This window comes from Pseudolysinimonas sp. (assembly GCF_057350545.1).
On record NZ_JBMRCP010000044.1, the window covers coordinates 1 to 20,113 of the forward strand.

General features: G+C 71.3%; 15 protein-coding genes. 8 read left to right on the top strand and 7 right to left on the bottom strand.

Annotation, left to right across the window (positions count from 1 at the left end; all coding sequences use genetic code 11):
• From ACO1X9_RS05670 to mnmA, 3 genes are all read right to left on the bottom strand, one after another.
• Positions 1-1,333 (bottom strand): alpha/beta hydrolase (locus tag ACO1X9_RS05670; protein ID WP_486349856.1); only part of this gene is annotated, 1,333 nt, incomplete at its 3' end.
• A 593-nt stretch (positions 1,334-1,926) separates the two neighbouring features.
• Positions 1,927-4,239, bottom strand: coding sequence for an NAD-dependent DNA ligase LigA (ligA, locus tag ACO1X9_RS05675; protein WP_486349857.1), 2,313 nt, complete (start codon positions 4,237-4,239; stop codon positions 1,927-1,929).
• Between the two features lie 61 nt (positions 4,240-4,300).
• Positions 4,301-5,428 carry a tRNA 2-thiouridine(34) synthase MnmA gene (gene mnmA / locus ACO1X9_RS05680; protein WP_486349858.1) on the bottom strand — a complete coding sequence of 376 codons (1,128 nt, stop codon included), beginning with the start codon at positions 5,426-5,428 and terminating at the stop codon, positions 4,301-4,303.
• A gap of 122 nt (positions 5,429-5,550) precedes the next feature.
• Between mnmA and ACO1X9_RS05685 the strand changes: the two genes are divergently transcribed.
• From ACO1X9_RS05685 to ACO1X9_RS05705, 5 genes are all read left to right on the top strand, one after another.
• Positions 5,551-5,991 (top strand): hypothetical protein, encoded by a 441-nt coding sequence (locus tag ACO1X9_RS05685; protein WP_486349859.1) that lies wholly within the window; start codon positions 5,551-5,553, stop codon positions 5,989-5,991.
• 200 nt (positions 5,992-6,191) lie between these two features.
• Positions 6,192-7,802, top strand: coding sequence for an ABC transporter substrate-binding protein (locus ACO1X9_RS05690; protein ID WP_486349860.1), 1,611 nt, complete (start codon positions 6,192-6,194; stop codon positions 7,800-7,802).
• Between the two features lie 95 nt (positions 7,803-7,897).
• Complete coding sequence (locus ACO1X9_RS05695; protein WP_486349861.1) at positions 7,898-8,971, top strand: ABC transporter permease; 1,074 nt, start codon at positions 7,898-7,900, stop codon at positions 8,969-8,971.
• A complete protein-coding gene (locus ACO1X9_RS05700) occupies positions 8,971-9,966 on the top strand; it encodes an ABC transporter permease (RefSeq protein ID WP_486349862.1) in 996 nt (331 codons plus the stop codon). The genes ACO1X9_RS05695 and ACO1X9_RS05700 overlap by 1 nt, the downstream gene beginning before the upstream one ends.
• Entirely contained in the window at positions 9,966-11,603 is a 1,638-nt protein-coding gene (locus ACO1X9_RS05705; RefSeq protein WP_486349863.1) for an ABC transporter ATP-binding protein, read from the top strand. The genes ACO1X9_RS05700 and ACO1X9_RS05705 overlap by 1 nt, the downstream gene beginning before the upstream one ends.
• A 28-nt stretch (positions 11,604-11,631) precedes the next feature.
• On the opposite strand, the gene ACO1X9_RS05710 is transcribed toward ACO1X9_RS05705, so the two are convergent.
• On the bottom strand, positions 11,632-12,015 hold the full coding sequence (locus tag ACO1X9_RS05710) for a hypothetical protein (protein WP_486349864.1): 384 nt from the start codon (positions 12,013-12,015) through the stop codon (positions 11,632-11,634).
• 9 nt (positions 12,016-12,024) lie between these two features.
• Positions 12,025-13,227: a cysteine desulfurase family protein gene (locus tag ACO1X9_RS05715; RefSeq protein ID WP_486349865.1), complete on the bottom strand. Its 1,203-nt coding sequence runs from the start codon at positions 13,225-13,227 to the stop codon at positions 12,025-12,027.
• A 33-nt stretch (positions 13,228-13,260) separates the two neighbouring features.
• On the opposite strand from ACO1X9_RS05715, the gene glgX reads away from it, so the two are divergent.
• Genes glgX through ybaK form a run of 3 tightly spaced genes read left to right on the top strand, consistent with a single transcriptional unit; the run spans position 13,261 to position 16,480 of the window.
• Complete coding sequence (gene glgX, locus ACO1X9_RS05720) at positions 13,261-15,345, top strand: glycogen debranching protein GlgX (RefSeq protein WP_486349866.1); 2,085 nt, start codon at positions 13,261-13,263, stop codon at positions 15,343-15,345.
• Between the two features lie 44 nt (positions 15,346-15,389).
• Positions 15,390-15,989 carry a DUF2510 domain-containing protein gene (locus ACO1X9_RS05725; RefSeq protein WP_486349867.1) on the top strand — a complete coding sequence of 200 codons (600 nt, stop codon included), beginning with the start codon at positions 15,390-15,392 and terminating at the stop codon, positions 15,987-15,989.
• A gap of 23 nt (positions 15,990-16,012) precedes the next feature.
• Complete coding sequence (ybaK, locus tag ACO1X9_RS05730; RefSeq protein ID WP_486349868.1) at positions 16,013-16,480, top strand: Cys-tRNA(Pro) deacylase; 468 nt, start codon at positions 16,013-16,015, stop codon at positions 16,478-16,480.
• Positions 16,481-16,504: 24 nt separating this feature from the next.
• Here ybaK and ACO1X9_RS05735 read toward each other — a convergent pair whose 3' ends face one another.
• Both ACO1X9_RS05735 and glgP read right to left on the bottom strand, forming a co-directional pair.
• The gene (locus tag ACO1X9_RS05735) at positions 16,505-17,233 is read right to left on the bottom strand and encodes a hypothetical protein (RefSeq protein WP_486349869.1); all 729 of its coding nucleotides are present in this window, start codon (positions 17,231-17,233) and stop codon (positions 16,505-16,507) included.
• A 53-nt stretch (positions 17,234-17,286) separates the two neighbouring features.
• Complete coding sequence (glgP, locus tag ACO1X9_RS05740) at positions 17,287-19,854, bottom strand: alpha-glucan family phosphorylase (protein WP_486349870.1); 2,568 nt, start codon at positions 19,852-19,854, stop codon at positions 17,287-17,289.
• Positions 19,855-20,113: the final 259 nt, after the last annotated feature.

Consider the following 20,113-nt stretch of genomic DNA (forward strand, 5'->3'; position numbering starts at 1 on the left):
CGATCGAGATGAGCGCGGTGTTGCGCACCGACGTCGTGCCCGGCCAGAAGTAGTACACGTGGCCGCTGATCTCCGCGAGCTTCTCGCCGGTGATCGGGTCGCTCATGCCGCGCACCGAGAAGCGGTGCGCGCCGAAGTCGGCGTCGAGCGGCTGACTGCCGAACACGCCGCTGCGCGGGATCGGGTCGCTGTCGGCCGCGGCGACCCACACGTTGCCGCCCGTCACCTTGAGGTCGTCGACGCTCGTCGCCGGGCTGCCCGGCGACCCGACCAGCACGAGCGCGTCGACGGAGATGTCGTTCTCCTGCAGCGCGAGCATCGCTGCGGTCGACCCGTAGGAGTGGGCGACGATCGAGACGAACGGCGCACCGGCATCCGCCACGCTGTCGCGCACGGCGGTGAGGCCCTCGAGCGACCAGGTGAGAGCATCCCGACCCTGGTAGGCGAGGTCGAACGACGAGATGTTGACGATCGTCGGGGTCTGGTAGCCGATCCAGGCGACCGTCGCGGCCTCACTCTCGAGCCCCAGCCGGTCGAGCCACTCCTGCTGCTCGAGCAGCGACGTCTCGGCGTTGCCGGTCCAGTCGACGAGCTGCTCGCTCACGCCGACGTACATGCCGGGCACGAAGAACGTGACGTAGTCGGCGACGCTCAGGTCGCCGACGGCGATCACCGCGCGGCCCTGGCCGGTGACGTCGAGCGAGACGAGGGTGCGCTCCGCGCCCGACTCGCCCGTGCGCAACGCCTCCTCGACCGAGCTCAGCATGCGCAGCCGCGCGCGCAACTCGTCTTCCATCGCGCGGCCGACCCCGGCATCCAGCTGGGCGCGGATGTCGAAGACGGTCGACGACAGGAACGCCCGGTTCGCGCGGTCGCGCACCGCGTACGGGAGACCTTCGAGGTTGCCGACGACGCCGGGAAGGTCGGCGATGAGCCCGGCGCGCGCCGTGCCGAACGTGCGGGACCACCAGTCGGACACCGCGGATGCCATCGGCGGCGTCTCGCTCAGGTCGAGGATCGCCTCGGGATGCTGCTGCAGGAACTCCGAGCGCTCGTTCGAGCTGAGCCGCACGAGCTGATCGAGGAGCGCGACGCCGTCGAGCCGGGCGATCGTGTCGAGGGACGAGCCGCCGCCCACCGGGTCGGGACCGATGAAGGGCTGCGGGGTGCCGGCGTCGACGCCGGAGACCACGGCGGGACGGGCGAGTGCCTCCGCGATCGACGCGCCCGAGACGGGCGGAACGGAGGGGAGCATGGCGAGGGCCCCGGCGAGCCCTGCGGCGATCGCCGGGGTCGAGAGGAATGCTGTGAACAGCACGTCGGGTTGTCCCATCGCCCAGCGTGCGGCGCGTCCGCCATCGCGCGGGCGAGCGTCACCGTACTACCCCGCATTCTAGGGTCACGCTGGCACCCGAATGGGGGGCGATCACGGCTCGCGCTCGGAAAACGCCCAGAATTCACGCATCTGTCCCCCGTTTCGGGGACGCTACCTCGCTTTCGTACCCCGTTCGAGGGGTAGGACGACCCGTCGGTGTCCTGCTCTCGAGACCCGCGACGACGGATTCCGCAGCCCGGACGGAGTGGGTTCGCCGGCCCCGACTGTCCCCCGTACGGTGCCTCTTTCACCAGGGGGGGGTGGCGACGCGTCGAGTGTGGAGGATCAGGAACCACTCCTCGACGCGTCGCCGTCGACGCCGTGCGGACCCGCATCCGCTCGGGTGTCTCACCGGAAGAGACAGCCGGTGCCGCGGACTATGACGCGGATCGCCGAACTTTTTCTTCGCGCGGGATGCCGCCGTGAGATGTACCCCGCCGATACCTCGCTGCGAAGGGAGCGCGCGAGCCGGAGCGTCCGCGCGCACGACGAACACCGTCGCCCACCCGGGTGTCCGCGCTTCGACCGACGACGCGAGGGTGCTCGGCCGCCTACTCGCCCGGTTGCTCGACCGGCGGGAGCGCCGCCGGACCCTGCTCGACGAGCAACTTGAACTGCGCCGCGTCGATGATACGCAGCCCCAGCTCCTCGGCTTTCGCGAGCTTCGACCCCGCCCCCGGACCGGCCGCGACGAAGTCGGTCTTCTTCGAGACACTGGAGGCGGCTTTACCCCCGGCACGCAGGATCGCCTCCTGCGCCTCCTCGCGCGAATACCCCTCGAGCGACCCGGTGGCGACGACGGTGAGCCCGGCGAGCGGCCCGTCCACTCCCCCGGCCTGCCCCGGGCCGGGGTGCCCCGGCACCGACCACGGCACGCCCGCCGCCGCCCAGGATTCGACGATCTCGCGGTGCCAGTCGACTTCGAACCACTCGAGCACGGCGTCGGCGATGATGCCGCCCACGCCTTCGACTGCGGCGAGTTCCTCTCGGGTGGCCGCGCGGATCGCGTCGAGCGACCCGAAGTATCCGGCGAGAGCGCGCGCCGCGACGGGCCCGACGTGCCGGATCGAGAGCGCGACGAGGAACCGCCACAGCTCTTTCGACTTCGCGAGCTCGAGCTCGGAGAGCAGCTTCTCGGCCACCGCCGACGGACCCGTCACGGCGGGCTGGTCTTTGCGGGCCTGCGTGACGATGCGCCGGAACGGCGAGCGCAGATCGGGGCGACCCTCGGCATCCACTCTGACCATGCCGGTCTCGGCGTCGCGCACGCGCACCTCGATCGGCAGCAGGTCGTCCATCGTGAGCGCGAACAGGCCCGCTTCGGTGACGAGCGGCGGGGGCGACGGGATGTCGGGCTGCGTGAGCGCGACCGCGCCGATCTCGCCGAGACCCTCGATGTCGAGGGCGCCGCGCGAGCCGATGTGCTCGACGCGTCCGCGCACCTGGGCGGGGCACGACCGGGCGCTCGGGCAGCGCAGGTCGACGTCGGCTTCCTTCGCCGGCTTGAGCGGCGTACCGCACACCGGGCAGTCGGCGGGCATGACGAACTCCCGCTCGGTGCCGTCGCGCAGCTCGACGACCGGGCCGAGCACTTCGGGGATGACGTCGCCCGCCTTGCGCAGCACGACGGTGTCGCCGATGAGCACGCCCTTGAGCTTCACGACGTCCTGGTTGTGCAGGGTCGCCTGCCGCACGGTCGACCCGGAGACGCGCACAGGCTCCATGACGGCGAACGGCGTCGCCCGCCCGGTGCGTCCGATCGACACGACGATGTCGAGCAGCTTCGTGTTCACCTGCTCAGGCGGGTACTTGTAGGCGATCGCCCACCGCGGCGCGCGCGACGTGGCGCCGAGTTCGTCGTGCAGCGCGAGCTCGTCGACCTTGACGACGACGCCGTCGATCTCGTGCTCGACCGAGTGCCGGTTCTCTCCGTAGCGCTCGATGAACGCGGCGGCCCCGTCGGCATCCTCCGCCACCTCGAAGCGCGGCGACGTCGGTAGCCCCCACGACTTCAGCAGCTCGTAGACCTCCGACTGCGACGACACGGGCGGGTTCTGCCACGCGCCGATACCGTGCACGAGCATCGACAGGTGCCCGATGCGGTTTCTCATACGGGTGAGGGCGTCGCCCGACTTGCCCTCCTCCTTCTGCCGCAGCGACCCGGATGCCGCGTTGCGCGGGTTGGCGAACACCCGATCGCCCGCCTCGACCTGGGCGGCGTTGAGCGTCTCGAAGGCGGCGGTCGTGAAGAACACCTCGCCGCGCACCTCGACGAGCGGCGGATGCCCGGAGCCCGCGAGCGTGCGCGGGATCGAGGTGATGAGCCGCACGTTCTCGGTGACATCTTCACCCGTGATGCCGTCGCCGCGCGTCGCGGCCGACACGAGGGTGCCGTTCTCGTAGCGGAGGTTGAGGGCGAGGCCGTCGATCTTCAGTTCGCACAGGTAGTCGACGCGGCGGCCGGCGTCGCGCTCGACCTTCGCCGCCCAGGCGACGAACTCGTCGCGGCTGAAGACGTTGTCGAGCGACAGCATCCGTTCGGCGTGCCGCACGGGATCGAACAGCCGCGAGGTGCCGCCCCCGACCGTCTGTGTCGGGCTGTCTTGGCTCTGCAGCTCGGGATGCCGGCGCTCGAGCTCTTCGAGGCGGTGGATGAGCGCGTCGTACTCGGCGTCGTCGACGAGGACGGTGTCGCGCTCGTAGTACGCCTCGCGCAGTTCAAGGATGCGGGTGGTCAGCGCCTGCGCCTCGTCACGGGCGGCCGCGAGGTCGACACTCGTGGTCTCGGGGACCTGCTCGCGCTGAGTAGCGGCAGCGCCGCGTGTCGAAGCGTCGATGGGGTCCGGCTGCGCACCACGAGGCATGGGCTCAGCTTAGGAACGACCGCCGACGGGCGCGGGGGTCTCGACACGCGCCCTGCGGGCGCTACTCGACCACCGAGACGGGGACGGCGGAGACGGTGCGGTCGATCGTGCACTGGCCGAGCACGCGCGTGCCGACGTAGAGCACCGCGCTCTGCCCGGGGGCGACACCGCTGAGCGGCTCCGACACGGTGACGACGAGCTCGGTCGTGCCCGGTGACGTCTCGCGTACGACGGCGGTGGCCGGCACGGGGTCGCCGTGCGCCCGCACCTGCACCTCGCACGCGAACGGCACGGTGGCATCCCCGGGAGGGTTGCCCGCCCACGAGATGCGCGACCCGGCGAGCTCGGCGATCGCGAGCGCCTCCCGCGGTCCGACGACGACCTCGTTCGTGACGGGACGCACCTCGAGCACGTAGCGCGGCTTGCCGTCGGCCGCCGGGTAGCCGATGTCGAGGCCCTTCCGCTGGCCGACGGTGAAGGCGAGCGAGCCGCCGTGGGTGCCGACCCTGTCACCCGCACGGTCGACGATCGCGCCCTCGACGAGGTCGACCTTCTCGGCGAGCCAGCCGCGGGTGTCGCCGTCGGGGATGAAGCAGATGTCGTGCGAGTGGGGCTTCTGCGCGACCGTGAGCCCACGCGCGGCGGCTTCGGCGCGCGCGAGATCCTTCGACGGGGTCGCGCCGAGCGGGAACATCGGGTGCGCGAGCTGCTCCGCCGTGAGCACGCCGAGCACGTACGACTGGTCCTTCGCCCACGTGGCGGCGCGGTGCAACTCGCGCGACCCGTCGGGCATCACCCGCACATCGGCGTAGTGCCCGGTCGCGACGGCGTCGAAGCCGAGCGCGAGCGCCTTGTCCATGAGCGCCGCGAACTTGATCTTCTCGTTGCAGCGCAGGCACGGGTTGGGTGTGCGACCGGCGGCGTACTCGGCGATGAAGTCATCCACGACGTCTTCGGCGAAGCGCTCGCTGAAGTCCCACACGTAGAACGGGATGCCGAGCAGGTTCGCCGCGCGGCGGGCGTCGAGCGCGTCCTCGATCGTGCAGCAGCCGCGCGATCCGGTGCGCAGCGTGCCGCGCTGCCGGGAGAGCGCGAGGTGCACGCCGACGACGTCGTGCCCGGCTTCCACGGCCCGCGCGGCGGCGACGGCGCTGTCGACGCCACCGCTCATCGCCGCGAGAACTCTCACCCCGAAAGGGTACCCGGGAGGCGCGAAGGTCGCCGGTCGCGCGCAGGGATGCCCCGGTCGACGGATGAGTGGAAAGTGCTCATGGTCGGCGCCCGGCGACCTGCGGCAGCCTCTCGACCATCATGAAGAACTCGACCCGACACCTCACCACCGCCGGCCCGATCGCGGCGGCGACCCTCGCCCTCCTGCTGCTCGGCGGCTGCACGGCCCCTGCCGCGGGGGGTGGCGACGACGACGGTGGCGCCGAACAGCCCACCACCGAGGCTCCGCCCGCGGCCGAGCGGCCCGAGGGCCTCGACGCCTCCCTCCCCGTGCCGCCCGGGGTGCTGGTGAGCGCCACGCCCGAGTCGAGCGCGTGGGAGTACATCTACGGCGAGGTGACGAGCGACGAGGCGCGCGCGTTCGCCGACGGCTTCGAGGCGGCGGGCTACGACCTCAAGGTCACCGTCGACTCCGACGGCGTCGAGCAGTGGTACTTCCAGAACGCCGAGTGGGCCGTGAAGCTCGAGCAGACCCACGACGCCGAGCAGTTGCGCTACTGGGTCGACCCGATCAGCGAGTAGCCGCGCGCGGCGCCGAGCCGCCTGCTCTGCGTCACGATCTGCGTAACGATCCGGGTGCGATCTGTTCACAAGTCGAACTCACCCACCGGGATGTGTTAGACCAGACACTTGTCGCGGCCCGCCTCTGGACCGCGTCGGGGGCATGAACTCATCCGGGGCAGCCTCCGTCACCGTGATCACACACACAGAGAGGCAGGGGAATGAATTCCCTTCGCACGACGCGCACACGCGTCGCACTCGCCGCGGTACCTGCCGTGGCACTCCTCCTCGCCGGCTGCGCCGGCGGCACCGGCGGCGAGGGTGACAACGTCATCCTCGTCGGCACGACCGACAAGGTCACCACCCTCGATCCCGCCGGTTCCTACGACAACGGCTCGCTCGCGGTTCAGGTCAACGTGTTCCCGTACCTCGTCGACACCGCCCAGAACAGCACCGAGGTCGTACCCTCGCTCGCCGAGACCGCCGAGTTCACGGCGCCCGACGAGTACACGGTGACGCTGCCCGAGGGCCTCACGTGGGCCAACGGCAACGTGCTCGACGCGAACGACGTGGTGTTCTCGTTCGAGCGCAACATCGCGATCGCCGATCCCAACGGCGCCTCGAGCCTGCTCTACAACCTCGACAGCGTCGAGGCGACCGATGACACGACCGTCGTCTTCCACCTCAAGAGCGAGAACGACCAGGTCTTCCCGTTCATCCTGACGAGCTTCCCCGGCGCGATCGTCGACGACGAGGTCTTCTCGGCCGACGCGCTCACGCCCGACCAGGAGATCGTCGACGCGAACGCCTTCGGCGGCCCGTACACGATCACGAGCTGGGACTTCAACCAGACCGTCGAGTTCTCGCCGAACCCCGAGTACGTCTCCAACGTGCTCGACGCGCCGGTCAACGACGGCATCATCCTCAGCTACTACGCCGACTCGTCGAACCTCAAGCTCGACGTGCAGGAAGGCGAGATCGACGTCGCGTACCGCAGCCTCTCGGCGACCGACGTGGCCGACCTCGCGGGTAACGACGCGGTGACCGTCCACGACGGCCCCGGCGGCGAGATCCGCTACATCGTCTTCAACTTCAACACCCAGCCGTTCGGCGCCACGACCGCGGAGGCCGACCCGGCCAAGGCGCTCGCGGTGCGTCAGGCCGTGGCCGATCTCATCGACCGCGAGGCGATCTCGGAGCAGGTCTACAAGGGCACCTACACGCCGCTGTACTCCTTCGTGCCGGACGGCTTCGCCGGTGCCACCGAGGTGCTGAAGGACCTCTACGGCACCGACGGCGGCGCCGACGCCGAGAAGGCCGCGGCGCGTCTCGCCGAGGCGGGCATCACCACGCCGGTCACCCTCAACCTGCAGTACAGCCCGGACCACTACGGCCCGAGCTCGGGTGACGAGTACGCGCTCATCAAGGACCAGCTCGAGGCGGACGGCCTGTTCACCGTCAACCTCCAGTCGACCGAGTGGGTGCAGTACGCGGAAGACCGCACCGCCGACGTCTACCCGGCCTACCAGCTCGGCTGGTTCCCGGACTACTCGGACGCCGACAACTACCTGACGCCGTTCTTCCTGACGAACAACTTCCTCGGGAACCACTTCAGCGACCCGGCCGTCGACGAGATGATCCTCCAGCAGGCGGTCACGACCGACGCCGGCGAGCGCGAGGCTCTGATCGGCGACATCCAGGCCGCCGTCGCGGAGCAGCTGTCGACCGTGCCCTACCTCCAGGGCGCGCAGACGGCGGTGTCGGGCACCGACATCGAGGGCATCGTCCTCGACGCCTCGTTCAAGCTGCGGTGGGCGTCCATCACCCGCTGATCCAGCACAACCGGGGGTGACTCGCGTTCTCGCGGGTCACCCCCGGTCACGTCTGCCCCTGGCCGGGCTCGAACCGAGGTGAGAGAGTTGTTCCGATGACCACGACGGCGACGGCGCCACCCGTGGCGAAGCGCCGGAAGAAGAGCGGCGGCTCGCTGGGCATCTACCTGCTCGTGCGCTTCCTGCTGATCTTCCCCACCGTCTTCATCCTCGTGACGATGGTGTTCCTGCTCATGCGCACGACGGGCGACCCGATCACGGCGGCGCTCGGCGGTCGACTCCCCGCCGACCAGCTCCAGGAGCGCATCCAGGAGGCCGGCTACGACCGGCCCCTCATCGTGCAGTACCTCGAGTACCTCGGCCAGACCTTCACCGGCAACTTCGGCACGACCCTCACCGACAACCAGCAGGTGACCGACGTGCTCTTCCGCTACGGCGGAGCGACGCTCGAGCTCGCCTTCTACGCTCTGCTCGTCGCGTTCGTCGTCGGCATCCCACTCGGGATGCTCGCCGCCGCCGTGCGCGACCGCTGGGGGGACGCGCTCCTGCGGGTGTTCGCGATCCTCTGCTACGCGACGCCCGTCTTCTTCGCGGGCCTCCTGCTCAAGCTCGTGTTCGCCGTCGGCCTCGGTGTGCTCCCCGTCGCCGGCCGCGCCTCGGTGCGCGTCGAGCTCGCCCTCGGGCGCATCGACAACCCGACCGGCATCTACCTGATCGACGCCCTCCGCACCGGTAACCCGAACATCATCGGCGACGTGCTCTCGCACGCCGTGCTGCCGGGCATCGCGCTCGGGCTGCTCACAGCGGGCGTCTTCCTCCGGCTCGTGCGCACGAACGTCATCGGCACCCTCGCGATGCCGTACGTCGACGCCGCCCGCTCCCGCGGCATCGGCGAGGTGCGCCTCGTGCGCACGCACGCCTACAAGCCGGCGCTCATCCCGATCATCACGGTCATCGGCCTCCAGATGGCGCTGCTGCTCGGTGGCGCGGTGCTCACCGAGACGACGTTCGAGTGGGAGGGTCTCGGCTTCCAGCTCGCGCAGTACCTCGGCGCCCGCGACTTCGTCGCCGTGCAGGGCATCGTCGCGCTGCTCGCCGTGATCGTCGCGCTCACCAACTTCGTGGTCGACGTGATCGCGGCCCTCATCGATCCGCGGGTGAGGTACTGATGGCCGGCCGTCTTCGCGCGACCCTGCGTCGCCTGCCGATCGTGCACCAGTACCGCCAGTCGGTGGGACTGCAGCGCGGGATGCTCACCGCGGGCCTCGTGATCTGCGCGATCTTCGTGCTCTCCGCGATCCTCGCGCCCGTCATCGCGCCCTACGGCTTCGCGCAGCTGTCCGAGAACGGCGAACGCTTCGGCGCCCAGCAGCCGCCGAGTGCGGAGCATCTGCTCGGCACGACCGTCGGCGGCTACGACGTGCTGTCGCGGGTCATCTGGGGCAGCCAGACGGCGCTGCTCGTCATCGTCATCGCCGTGCTGCTGTCGATCTTCGTCGGCATCCTGCTCGGCCTCGTCTCGGGGTACCTCGGCGGCTGGCTCGACCGGGTGCTCGTCGTGATCGCCGATGCGGTCTACGCGTTCCCGACACTGCTGCTCGCGATCGTCGCCGCGATCGTCATCTCGGGCGGCCGCTCGAGTCTGCTCGGCGGCGTGTTCGCGGCCGCGGTGTCGATCACCGTCGTGTTCATCCCGCAGTACTTCCGGGTGATCCGCGCCGAAGCGGTGCGCATCAAGTCGGAGGCGTTCGTCGAGTCGGCGAAGGTGATCGGCGCCTCGACACCGCGCATCATGTTCCGGCACGTCTTCCGCAACGCGACCCGCACGCTGCCGCTCATCTTCACGCTCAACAGTTCGGAGGCGATCCTCACCCTCGCCGGGCTCGGCTTCCTCGGCTTCGGCATCGAGCCGTCGTCGGGCGCCGAGTGGGGCTACGACCTGAACCGCTCGATCGCCGACGTCACGAGCGGCATCTGGTGGACCTCGGTGTTCCCGGGCTCCGCGATCGTGCTCGTCGTGCTCGGCATCACGCTCGTCGGCGAGAGCCTCAACGACCTCGCCGATCCGCGGCTGCGCACGCGGCGGCGCGCGGCGGCGACCCCCGCGGATGCCGTGGCGGCGTCGGAGCCGATCGCACGCGACGAACTGGGAGAGGTGAAGTGATGGCCGCCACGAGCGATGAGCGGGCGGTCGACATCCGCAACCTCTCGATCACGTTCGCGACCGACGGCGGCGACGTGCGCGCGGTGCGCGGCATCGACCTCGACGTGCGACCCGGCGAGGTGCTCGCGATCGTCGGCGAATCGGGCTCGGGCAAGACCGTGACCGGCCGCAGCATCCTGGGCCTCCTGCCGGAGACGGCGCGCGTCGACGGGGCGGTGCTGCTGACCGGCACGGATGTCGTCGGGCTTTCCGGAGAGCGCCTGCGCGATCTGCGCGGACCCGCCGCCGCGATGATCTTCCAGGAGCCGTCGACGGCGCTCAACCCGGTCTTCACGGTCGGTTGGCAGGTCGCGGAGGGGCTGCGCGCCCACGGGAAGGTGTCGAAGCGCGAGGCCCGCGCCACCGCGATCGAGACGCTCCGCCGGGTCGGCATCCCCGATCCCGAGCACCGCGTCGACGACTACCCGCACCAGTTCTCGGGCGGGCAGAAGCAGCGCATCGTCATCGCGATGGCGCTCGCGCTGCGGCCCGCGGTGATCATCGCCGACGAGCCGACGACCGCGCTCGACGTGACCGTGCAGGCGGAGATCCTCGAGCTGCTGCGCGACCTCCGCGAGGAGATCGGCACCGCGATCGTGCTCATCACGCACAACATGGGCGTCGTCGCCGACCTCGCCGACCGGGTCGCCGTGATGTACCGCGGCGACATCGTCGAGACGGCTCCCGTGCGCGAGCTGTTCGCGTCGCCGCAGCACGAGTACACGCAGCAGCTGCTCGCCGCCGTGCCGCGGCTCGAGGTCGCCGACCGCGCGTACACCGGCGACGCGGGCGCGGAGCCGATCGTCTCGGCGCGCGACCTCGAGATCGTCTACCCCGGGCGGCTCGGGCGCAAGCCGTTCCGTGCCGTGCACGACGTCACGTTCGACATCCGCCCCGGCGAGGTCGTCGGCCTGGTCGGCGAGTCGGGGTCGGGCAAGACGACGATCGGCCGCGCCATGGCCGGGCTCACGCGTGTCACGGGCGGGTCGCTGCGCGTGCTCGGGGCGGAGCTCGCCGACGGGCCGAAGTCTCTCAACGGCAAGCGGCAGGACCTCGGGTTCGTCTTCCAGGACCCGGCGTCGAGCTTCAACCCGCTGCTCACGATCGCCGACTGCATCGCCGAGCCGCTCGTCGTGCACGGGATGGCCGCGAACCCCGCGGCGGCGCGCGCGAAGGTCGACGAGCTGCTGGATGCCGTGCAACTGCCCGGCGACTACGGTGACAGGTTCCCGCACGAGCTGTCCGGGGGGCAGCGGCAGCGCGCATCCCTCGCCCGTGCCCTCGCGCTCGACCCGAAGCTGCTCATCGCCGACGAGCCGACGAGCGCGCTCGACGTGTCGGTGCAGGCGCGCGTGCTCGAGCTGTTCGCCGAGCTGCAGGCGCGCTTCGGCTTCGCGTGCCTGTTCATCACGCACGACCTCGCTGTCGTCGACCTGCTCGCGCACCGCGTCGTCGTGCTGCACCACGGTGAGATCGCCGAGCAGGGGCCCACGGCGCAGGTGCTCGGCGCCCCGCAGGACCCCTACACGCAGCGCCTCATCGCGGCACTCCCCGTGCCCGACCCCGTCGAGCAGGCCGCCCGCCGCGCCGCGCGCTGAGGAGCGCGCCTCGGCCGACCAGGGCGGCTCAGCCGACGAGGAGCACGGCGAGCGAGAACAGGATGCCGACACCGACCGTGACGGCGGCGATCACGAACAGTGGAGTCCCCCGCACGAGCCCGCTGCGCAGCTCGACCGGGTACGTCTCGCCCGGCCGGTGGCGGATGATCACGCGCTCGCCGGGGGTCAGCCGCCGGAACGACGGGAGCGGCACCGTGACGTGTTCGTCGAGGTCGGGGCCGCCCCAGCGCACCGCGAGCATGCCGAGCTCGTCGTCGGCGACCACGATCGCGGGCTCCTCGACGAGGCGGTCGCCCGCGATCCGGAACCACAGCCCGATCGCCGCGATCACCGTCCCGAGCCCGCCGAGTGCGAGCAGCGGCACGAGCGCCACCAGGAATCCCTCGCCCATGCGCGGAGATTAGGGGATCGCGCGGGCGGAGCGGGCCTGCTCGAGCACGCCCGGCAGCACCGCGAGGAGTGCGTCGATCTCCGCCTCCGTCGTGTCATGGCCGAGCGTGAAGCGCAGGGCGCCGCGAGCCTCCGCCTCGGGCACCCCCATCGCGAGCAGCACGTGCGACACCTCGGCGACGCCCGCCTGGCACGCCGAACCGGTCGACACCGAGAACCCCGCGCGGTCGAGCAGGTAGAGCAGCGCGTCGCCGTCGGCTCCCGCGAAGGTCGCGTGCACGTTGCCGGGCAGCCGTCCCGACGGCGACGGGTCGCCGCGCAGCACCGCACCCGGGATGCTGGCGAGGCCCGCGATGAGGCGGTCGCGCCGGGCGGCGAGGACGTCCACCCCGTCGCCGAGGCGTGCGGCGGCCTCACCGAAGGCGGCGGCTCCCGCCGCATCCTGCGTGCCCGACCGGACGCGCTGCTGGTTACCGCCGTGCAGAAGCGGTTCGACCGTCGCCGTGCGGGCGACGATGAGCGCCCCGACGCCGACGGGTCCGCCGATCTTGTGGGCCGACACCGACACGAGGTCGGCGCCGACGGCGTGCAGGTCGAGCGGCACGGCGCCGTAGGCCGCGATCGCGTCGAGGTGCACGGGCACCCCGGCGGCGCGGCACAGGGCGACGATCTCGGCGACGGGTTGGAGGGTGCCGACCTCGTTGTTCGCCCACAGGAACGACGCGAGGGCGATCCCGTCGGGGTCGCGGGCGAGCTCCCGCTCGAGCGAGTCGAGCGCCAGGCGGCCCACGGCATCCACGTCGACCCAGTCGACGGTCGCACCCTCGTGGCGCACGAGCCAGTCGAGCGAGTCGAGCGTCGCATGGTGCTCGGCGCGGGAGGAGAGGATGCGCGGTCGGGGTCTCGACACGCCCCCGTCGGGCGCTGCCCGACCACCGAGGACTGCTCGGGCGGCGAGGTTGCGCGACCAGAACGTGCCCTTGAGCGCGAGGTTGACCGCCTCCGTTCCGCCGCCCGTGAAGACCACCTCGACGGGGTCGACGCCGAGGGAGGCGGCGACCCGCTCCCGCCCCGTCTCGAGCAGGTCGCGAGCGGCCTGCCCGTGGGCGTGGATCGACGAGGGGTTGCCGACGACCGCGAGCGCGTCGACGTAGGCGGCCCGCACCTCGGGCCGCATCGGCGTCGTCGCCGCATGATCCAGGTAGACGGCCATGAGCCCACCCTAGGAAGCCATACGCTGGAATGCATGCCCGCCGCCGCCACTCGAGCGAAGCTCTCGACCGACCCCTTCCGGGACCTCGGCGTACGCTCGACCGCCGAGGGCGGCGACGTGCGAGTCTGGAGCGCCAACGCCCACGGCATCGAGGTGAGCGTCTTCGCGGGCAAAGACCCGGCGTACGCCTCCTCGACCTTCTCCCTCACCCAGGATTCCGCGGGCGTCTGGAGCGGCAGCTCGCCCGAACTCACCCCCGGCACCTACTACGCGCTGCGCGCCCGCGGGCCGGAGGGTCCGACCCACGCGTTCGACCCGCGCAAGAATCTGCTCGACCCGTACGCGCGGGGCCTCGCCCGCACCGAGTCGGGTGAATGGCGCGGCTACGTGCAAGACGAGGCGTTCGACTGGGGCGGCGTCGGCAAGCCCGGCATCCCGCTCGACCACGCGGTCCTCTACGAGGCCCACGTGAAGGGCCTCACGAAGCTGCACCCCGGCATCCCGGACGACCTGCGCGGCACCTACGCGGGTCTCGCCCACCCCGCCACGATCGAGTACCTGAAAGACCTCGGCGTGACGACGGTCGAGCTGCTGCCCGTGCACCAGAGCGTCTCCGAGCAGCGCCTGCAGAAGATGGGCCTCGTCAACTACTGGGGTTACAACTCGCTGAGCTTCTTCACCCCCCACGCCGGCCACGCCACGCGCGCGGCGCAGTTCGGCGGCACGGGCGCCGTGCTGCGCGAGTTCAAGGGGATGGTGCGCCTCCTCCACGAGGCGGGCCTCGAGGTCGTGCTCGACGTCGTCTACAACCACACCGCGGAGGAGGGTCGCGACGGTCCCGTCTTCTCGTGGCGCGGACTCGACAACGCGTCGTACTACCGGCAGGACGCCGACGGCGCGTACATCGACACCACCGGGTGCGGGAACACGCTCGACTTCGAGCGGCCCGCGGCGCAGCGCCTCGTGCTCGACTCGCTGCGCTACTGGGCGAACGACGTGCAGATCGACGGCTTCCGGTTCGACCTCATGGCGACGCTCGGGCGCGGCGCGGGCGCCGAGTTCGACCCCGAGCATCCGCTGCTGCGCGCCATCCTCGACGATCCGGCGCTGCAGGGCGTGAAGATGATCTCCGAGCCGTGGGATGTCGGCATGGGCGGCTGGCAGGTGGGCAACTTCCCGGCCGGCTACTCGGAGTGGAACGACGGCTACCGCGACCGGATGCGCAACTTCTGGCTGCGCGACGTCGCCGACGCGCGCGGCACCGACGGCGACGGCACAGGGCTGCCGAGCGGAGGGATCGGGTCGCTCGCGCGACGCCTGGCCGGGTCGAACCACGTCTTCGCGCTCGAACGCGGCCCGCTCGCGAGCGTCAACTTCGTCACGGCGCACGATGGTTTCACCGCGTGGGATCTCGTGTCGTACGACCAGAAGCACAACGTCGGCAACGGCGAGGGCAACCGCGACGGGTCGAACGACAACAAGTCGTTCAACCACGGCGTCGAGGGCCCCACGACCGACGAGACCGTGCTCGCGATCCGGCGGCGCGCCATCCGCAACCTGCTCGGGACCCTCCTGCTGTCGGCCGGGGTGCCGATGCTCACCGCGGGCGACGAGGTGGGTCGCTCGCAACGCGGCAACAACAACGCCTACTGCCACGACTCGGAGCTCACCTGGCTCTCCTGGGAGCACCAGGAGTGGCAGCGGGAGCTGCTCGACGTGACGCGACAACTCATCTGGCTGCGCCGCGACAACCCCGCGCTGCGTCCCGTGCGCTTCGGACGGTTCGGCGAGACGACGCCGAGCGCGACGCAGATGGACTGGTACAACAAGCAGGGCCTCAGCATGTCGCTCGACGACTGGGACTCCCCCGCCGAGCGCACCCTGCAGTACCTCGCGGCGTCGACACCGGAGTTCGAGGAGTTCAACCGCATCCTGCTCGTCGTGCACGGCCTCGAGACCGACGTGGTCGTGACGCTGCCCGAGCACGAGGGCGTCACGGGCTACACGCTGCTCTGGGACTCGTCGCAGGACGACCTGAGCGATCGCGAGGCGGAGCACGTGCCCGGCGAAGACCTGCCGGTCGGGCCGACCTCGATCCTGCTGTTCCGCGCACACTAGGTCGCGCGACCGGAACCGCCGGCGCGCACACTAGATTCTTACTCATGTCCGACTCCGCTCCTCCCGCGGCCGGCTGGTACGCCGACCCCGAGAACCCCGCCGGTGAGCGCTGGTGGAACGGCTCCGGGTGGTCGGACCACAAGCGGGCCGCCACCGTCGCCGAGACCGCGGCTCCCGCCGTCGTTCCGGTCGCCGATCCCACCGGGTTCGCCTTCGGCACGGGTGCCGCCTCGACCGCCGACGGCCGTCCGGACCCGTACGCCGTGCCGACGCAGCCCTACTACGGCGCGCCCGCGGCGACCCCGTACACCGCGTCGCCCTACGCACCCTCGCCGTACAGTCCGGCCCCGTACGGCGCCCCCGCCTACGGCGCGGGCACGAACGGACTCGCGCTCGCCGGCCTCATCGTGTCGGCCGCCGGGTGGCTCGTACTCGGCGTCATCGCGAGCATCTCGGGCATCATCCTCTCGGCCTTCGGCCTCGCCCAGGCGCGCAAGCGCGCCGCCGCCGGCAACCCGAACACGGGCCGCTCGCTCGCGATGGCGGGACTCATCGTCGGCATCGTCGTCACGGCGATCGGCCTCATCCTCATCGTCGGCTACGTCGGCCTGATGATGTCGCTCACGACCAGCGGGTACTACTGAGCACGCGGTGAGCAGGTGAGCACGTGAGCACCCCCGCGACGGTCGCGCTGCGTGCGGCCGGCATCCCGTACACGGAACGCGCCTACGTGCACGATCCGGCGGTGACCGACTTCGGGCGCGAAGCGGCGGAGGCCCTCGGCGTCGAGGCCGACCGGGTGTTCAAGACGCTGCTCGCCGTGGTCGACTCGTCGCTCGTCGTCGGGATCGTGCCCGTCACCGGCAAGCTCGACCTCAAGGCACTCGCCGCGGCGGTCGGGGGCAAGAAGGCGGTCATGGCCGACCCCGCGGTCGCCGAGCGCCGCACAGGCTACATCGTCGGCGGCATCTCGCCGATCGGACAGAAGACGACGCACCCGACGGTGCTCGACGAGACGGCCGAGCTGTGGGATTCGGTGTTCGTGAGCGGCGGACGCCGCGGCCTCGACCTCGAGCTCGCCCCCGCCGACCTCGTACGTGCGACGGGCGCCCTCCTCGCGGACATCGCCCGCTGACCGATCGGCCGACCGCCGAGGCGATCAGGAGATCGTGATCGCCTCGGGAAGACCGCCGCTCGCGACCCACAGGGCGTCGAGTTCGGCGATCACGGCGGCGACGTCGGCGTCGAGGTTCTCGGTCGGGAACGGCTGACGCAGCTGCACCGCGATGGTCTGGACGGAGAGCTCCCCCTCGCCCTCCACCGGTGCCTCGCCCTCCACCGGTGCCTCGCCCTCGACCGGCGCCTCTCCCGCGACCGGCGCTTCGGTGTCGACGGGTGACTCCCCGGCGACCCCGGTCACCGTGAAGCCCAGGTGTCGGAATTGCGCCGGACCGGCGAGCAGGGTCTCCCAGTCGGCCAGACTCGCGAAGAACGTCGCCTGCTGCTCGAACGCGGCATCGGACGCCGCCCCCTCCGACCACGAGGCGTAGCTGTACACCTGCGAGGGCTGCGCGCCACCCAGGTCGCGCTCACCGGCCGGGAGGACGACGACGAGCTCGACGTCGGCACCGAGCGCGTGCCCGGCGACGGCGCGGTCGCGCACCTCGAGGATGGTCGTGGCGGCGTCTGCCGCGAGGATGTCGCCGGAGAGCGTCACCTTCACGCGTTCCGAGTCGACATCCACCTGGGTGACGCCGCCGATCGTGGCGAGCTCGTCTTCCAGCTCGGTGTCGGCCGTGGCCTGGCAACCCGCGAGCAGCAGGACGGCGACGACGGCAGGGGCGACGAGGCGGAGCCACCCGCGGGGGACGGAATGCGCGGTCGGCATGGTGGTGAGCCTAGTTCACGGCGCCTGCACGACCCGTCATCCGGTCGCTGCGGTCATCGGGCCGTCGCGAGCAGCCCGAGTTCGGCGGGCGTGGCGAGCAACGGGTGGTTGGGCACCACCCGCACCGTGTACCCGAACGACCCCGACCGGTCGAGTCGCACGGTGCCGTGGAAGGTCGCCGGGGCGCCGAGGTCGTGCGACTCGAGGTCGAGCCGCAGCCGCTGGATGTCGGTGAGCCGATCCCCTTCGCGCGCGTGGCCGGACACGAGCTCGACCTTCACGTCGTCGGGCGCGAGGTCACCCAGCTCGACGTACGCGCGCACGTGGAGCTCCTCGCCGAGCTGCGGGGTCGCGTCGACGCCCCCGGATTCCACGTGCGCGACGTGCACCGACGGCCAGCCCGCCTCCACCCGCGCCACCCACGAGGCGAGTTCACGGGCGGGCGTGAAGCCCGACGCCGAGATCGCCCGCTCGGCCCGCGCCGCGGGCGCGTAGAGCTTCTCGACGTACTCGCGCACCATCCGGTCGGCCGAGAGCTCCGGCGAGAGGGTGTGCAGGGTGTGCCGCATGTCGGCGACCCACTTCGGCGGCACGCCCTCGGCATCCCGTTCGTAGAAGCGCGGCGCCACCTGGTGCTCGAGCAGGTCGTAGAGCGATGCGGCTTCGAGGGCGTCGCGCTCGGCGCCGTCGCCCGCGGAGTCGGCCGAGGGGATCGCCCAGCCGTTGCGGTCGTCGTAGTACTCGTTCCACCAGCCGTCGAGGATCGACAGGTTGAGCGCGCCGTTCATCGCGGCCTTCATCCCCGACGTGCCGCACGCTTCGAGCGGACGCAGCGGGTTGTTGAGCCAGATGTCGCAGCCCGGGTAGAGGTGACGCGCCATCCCGATGTCGTAGTTCGGCAGGAAGACGATGCGGTGCCGCACGTCGAGACCCTGCGAGAACTCGACGAGTCGCTGGATGAGCCGCTTGCCTTCGTCGTCGGCGGGGTGCGACTTGCCCGCGATGACGAGCTGCACGGGGCGCTCGGGATGCGTCAGCAGGGCGCGTAGGCGCTCCTGGTCGTGCAGCATGAGGGTGAGCCGCTTATAGGTGGGAACGCGGCGCGCGAAGCCGATCGTCAGCACGTCGGGATCGAGCAGCGTGCGGAACCACGCCGGATCGGCGATGCCCGGGTTCTCTTCCGCCCAGGCCGCCGACATCCGCTGCCGGGCATCCTGCACGAGGTGCTCGCGCATCCGCCGCTTGAGCGCCCACAGGTCGGCGTCGGTGACGGCGGGCGACGACCAGTCGGCGGTGGTGGTGTCGCCGGTGCCGAGCTTCGCCGCGGCGAGCGCCGACACCTCGGGGTCGGTCCAGGTGGGGGCGTGCACGCCGTTCGTGACCGAGGTGATGGGCACGTCCTCGGCGTCGAAGTCGGGCCACAGCGCTTGGAACATGCCGCGGCTGACCTCGCCGTGCAGCTGCGAGACGCCGTTGGCGCGCTGCGCCAGCCGGAGGCCCATGACCGCCATGTTGAAGGCCGCCGGCTTGTCGTCGGGATGGCCGTCGCCTTCGTCCGGCTCGACGCCGAGGGCGAGCACGTCGTCGACGTCCACGCCGGGCAGCAGGTCGGTCGAGAAGTAGCGCTCGACGAGCGTCGACTCGAACCTGTCGATGCCGGCGGGCACCGGAGTGTGGGTCGTGAACACGGTGCCGGCGCGCACGACGCGCAGCGCCTCGGCGAACGACAGACCCTCGCCGATCAGGTCGGCGGCGCGCTCGAGTCCGAGGAATCCGGCGTGCCCTTCGTTGCTGTGGAACACCTCGGGCTCCGGGCGGTTCTCGAGCCCCGCGAAGAGCTTCACGGCGCGCGTACCGCCGATGCCGAGCAGCAGCTCCTGGAGCAGGCGGTGCTCTCCCCCGCCGCCGTAGAGGCGGTCGGTGACGCCGCGCAGCTCCTCGTCGTTCTCGGGGATGTCGGTGTCGAGCAGCAGGAGCGGCACCCGGCCGACATCCAGTCGCCAGATGCGGGCGGTGAGCGCCCGCCCCTCCGGGAGCGCGAGCACGACCTGCGCTGCCGCGCCGTCGGGGGTGCGGAGCACGCGCATCGGGAGACCGTCCGGGTCGACGACCGGGTAGCTCTCCTGCTGCCAGCCTTCGCGCGAGATGGCCTGCCGGAAGTAGCCGGCGCGGTAGAACAGCCCGACGCCGACGATGGGCACGCCGAGGTCGGAGGCGCTCTTGAGGTGGTCGCCGGCGAGGATGCCGAGGCCGCCCGAGTACTGCGGCAGCGCCGCGGCGATCCCGAACTCGGGTGAGAAGTAGGCGATCGAGCGGGGCGCGTCGGCGAGCGACTGGTACCAGCGCGGCTCGCTGAGGTAGGCGCGCAGGTCGTCGCGGAGCGCGTCCGCCCGGGCGACGAAGTCGTCGTCGGCCGCGAGTTCGTCGAGTCGCTCGGGCGAGACGTCGCCGAGCAGCCCGACCGGGTCGGAGTCGGCATCCCATGACGCGGGATCCACCTCCCGGAAGAGCGCGATCGTCGGCTGATGCCACGACCAGCGCAGGTTCGCGGCGAGCTCGTCGAGCGCGGCGAGCCGCGCGGGGAGGACGGGGCGGACGGTGAACCGTCGGATGGCCTTCACCGTTCGAGCCTACGTTCGCCCGGTTACCGTCGGGTTACAACCGCAGAGTAAGGCGGTGCGAGAGTCCCCCGACTCCCGCACCACTCGGGAAACCGAGCCCCCCTGGGAGGCGGTGCGAGAGTTCCCCGACTCCCGCACCACTCGGGCAACCGAGCACCCTGGGAGGCGGTGCGAGAGTCCCCCGACTCCCGCACCACTCGAGAAACGAGCACCCTGGGAGGCGGTGCGAGAGTCCCCCGACTCCCGCACCACTCGAGAA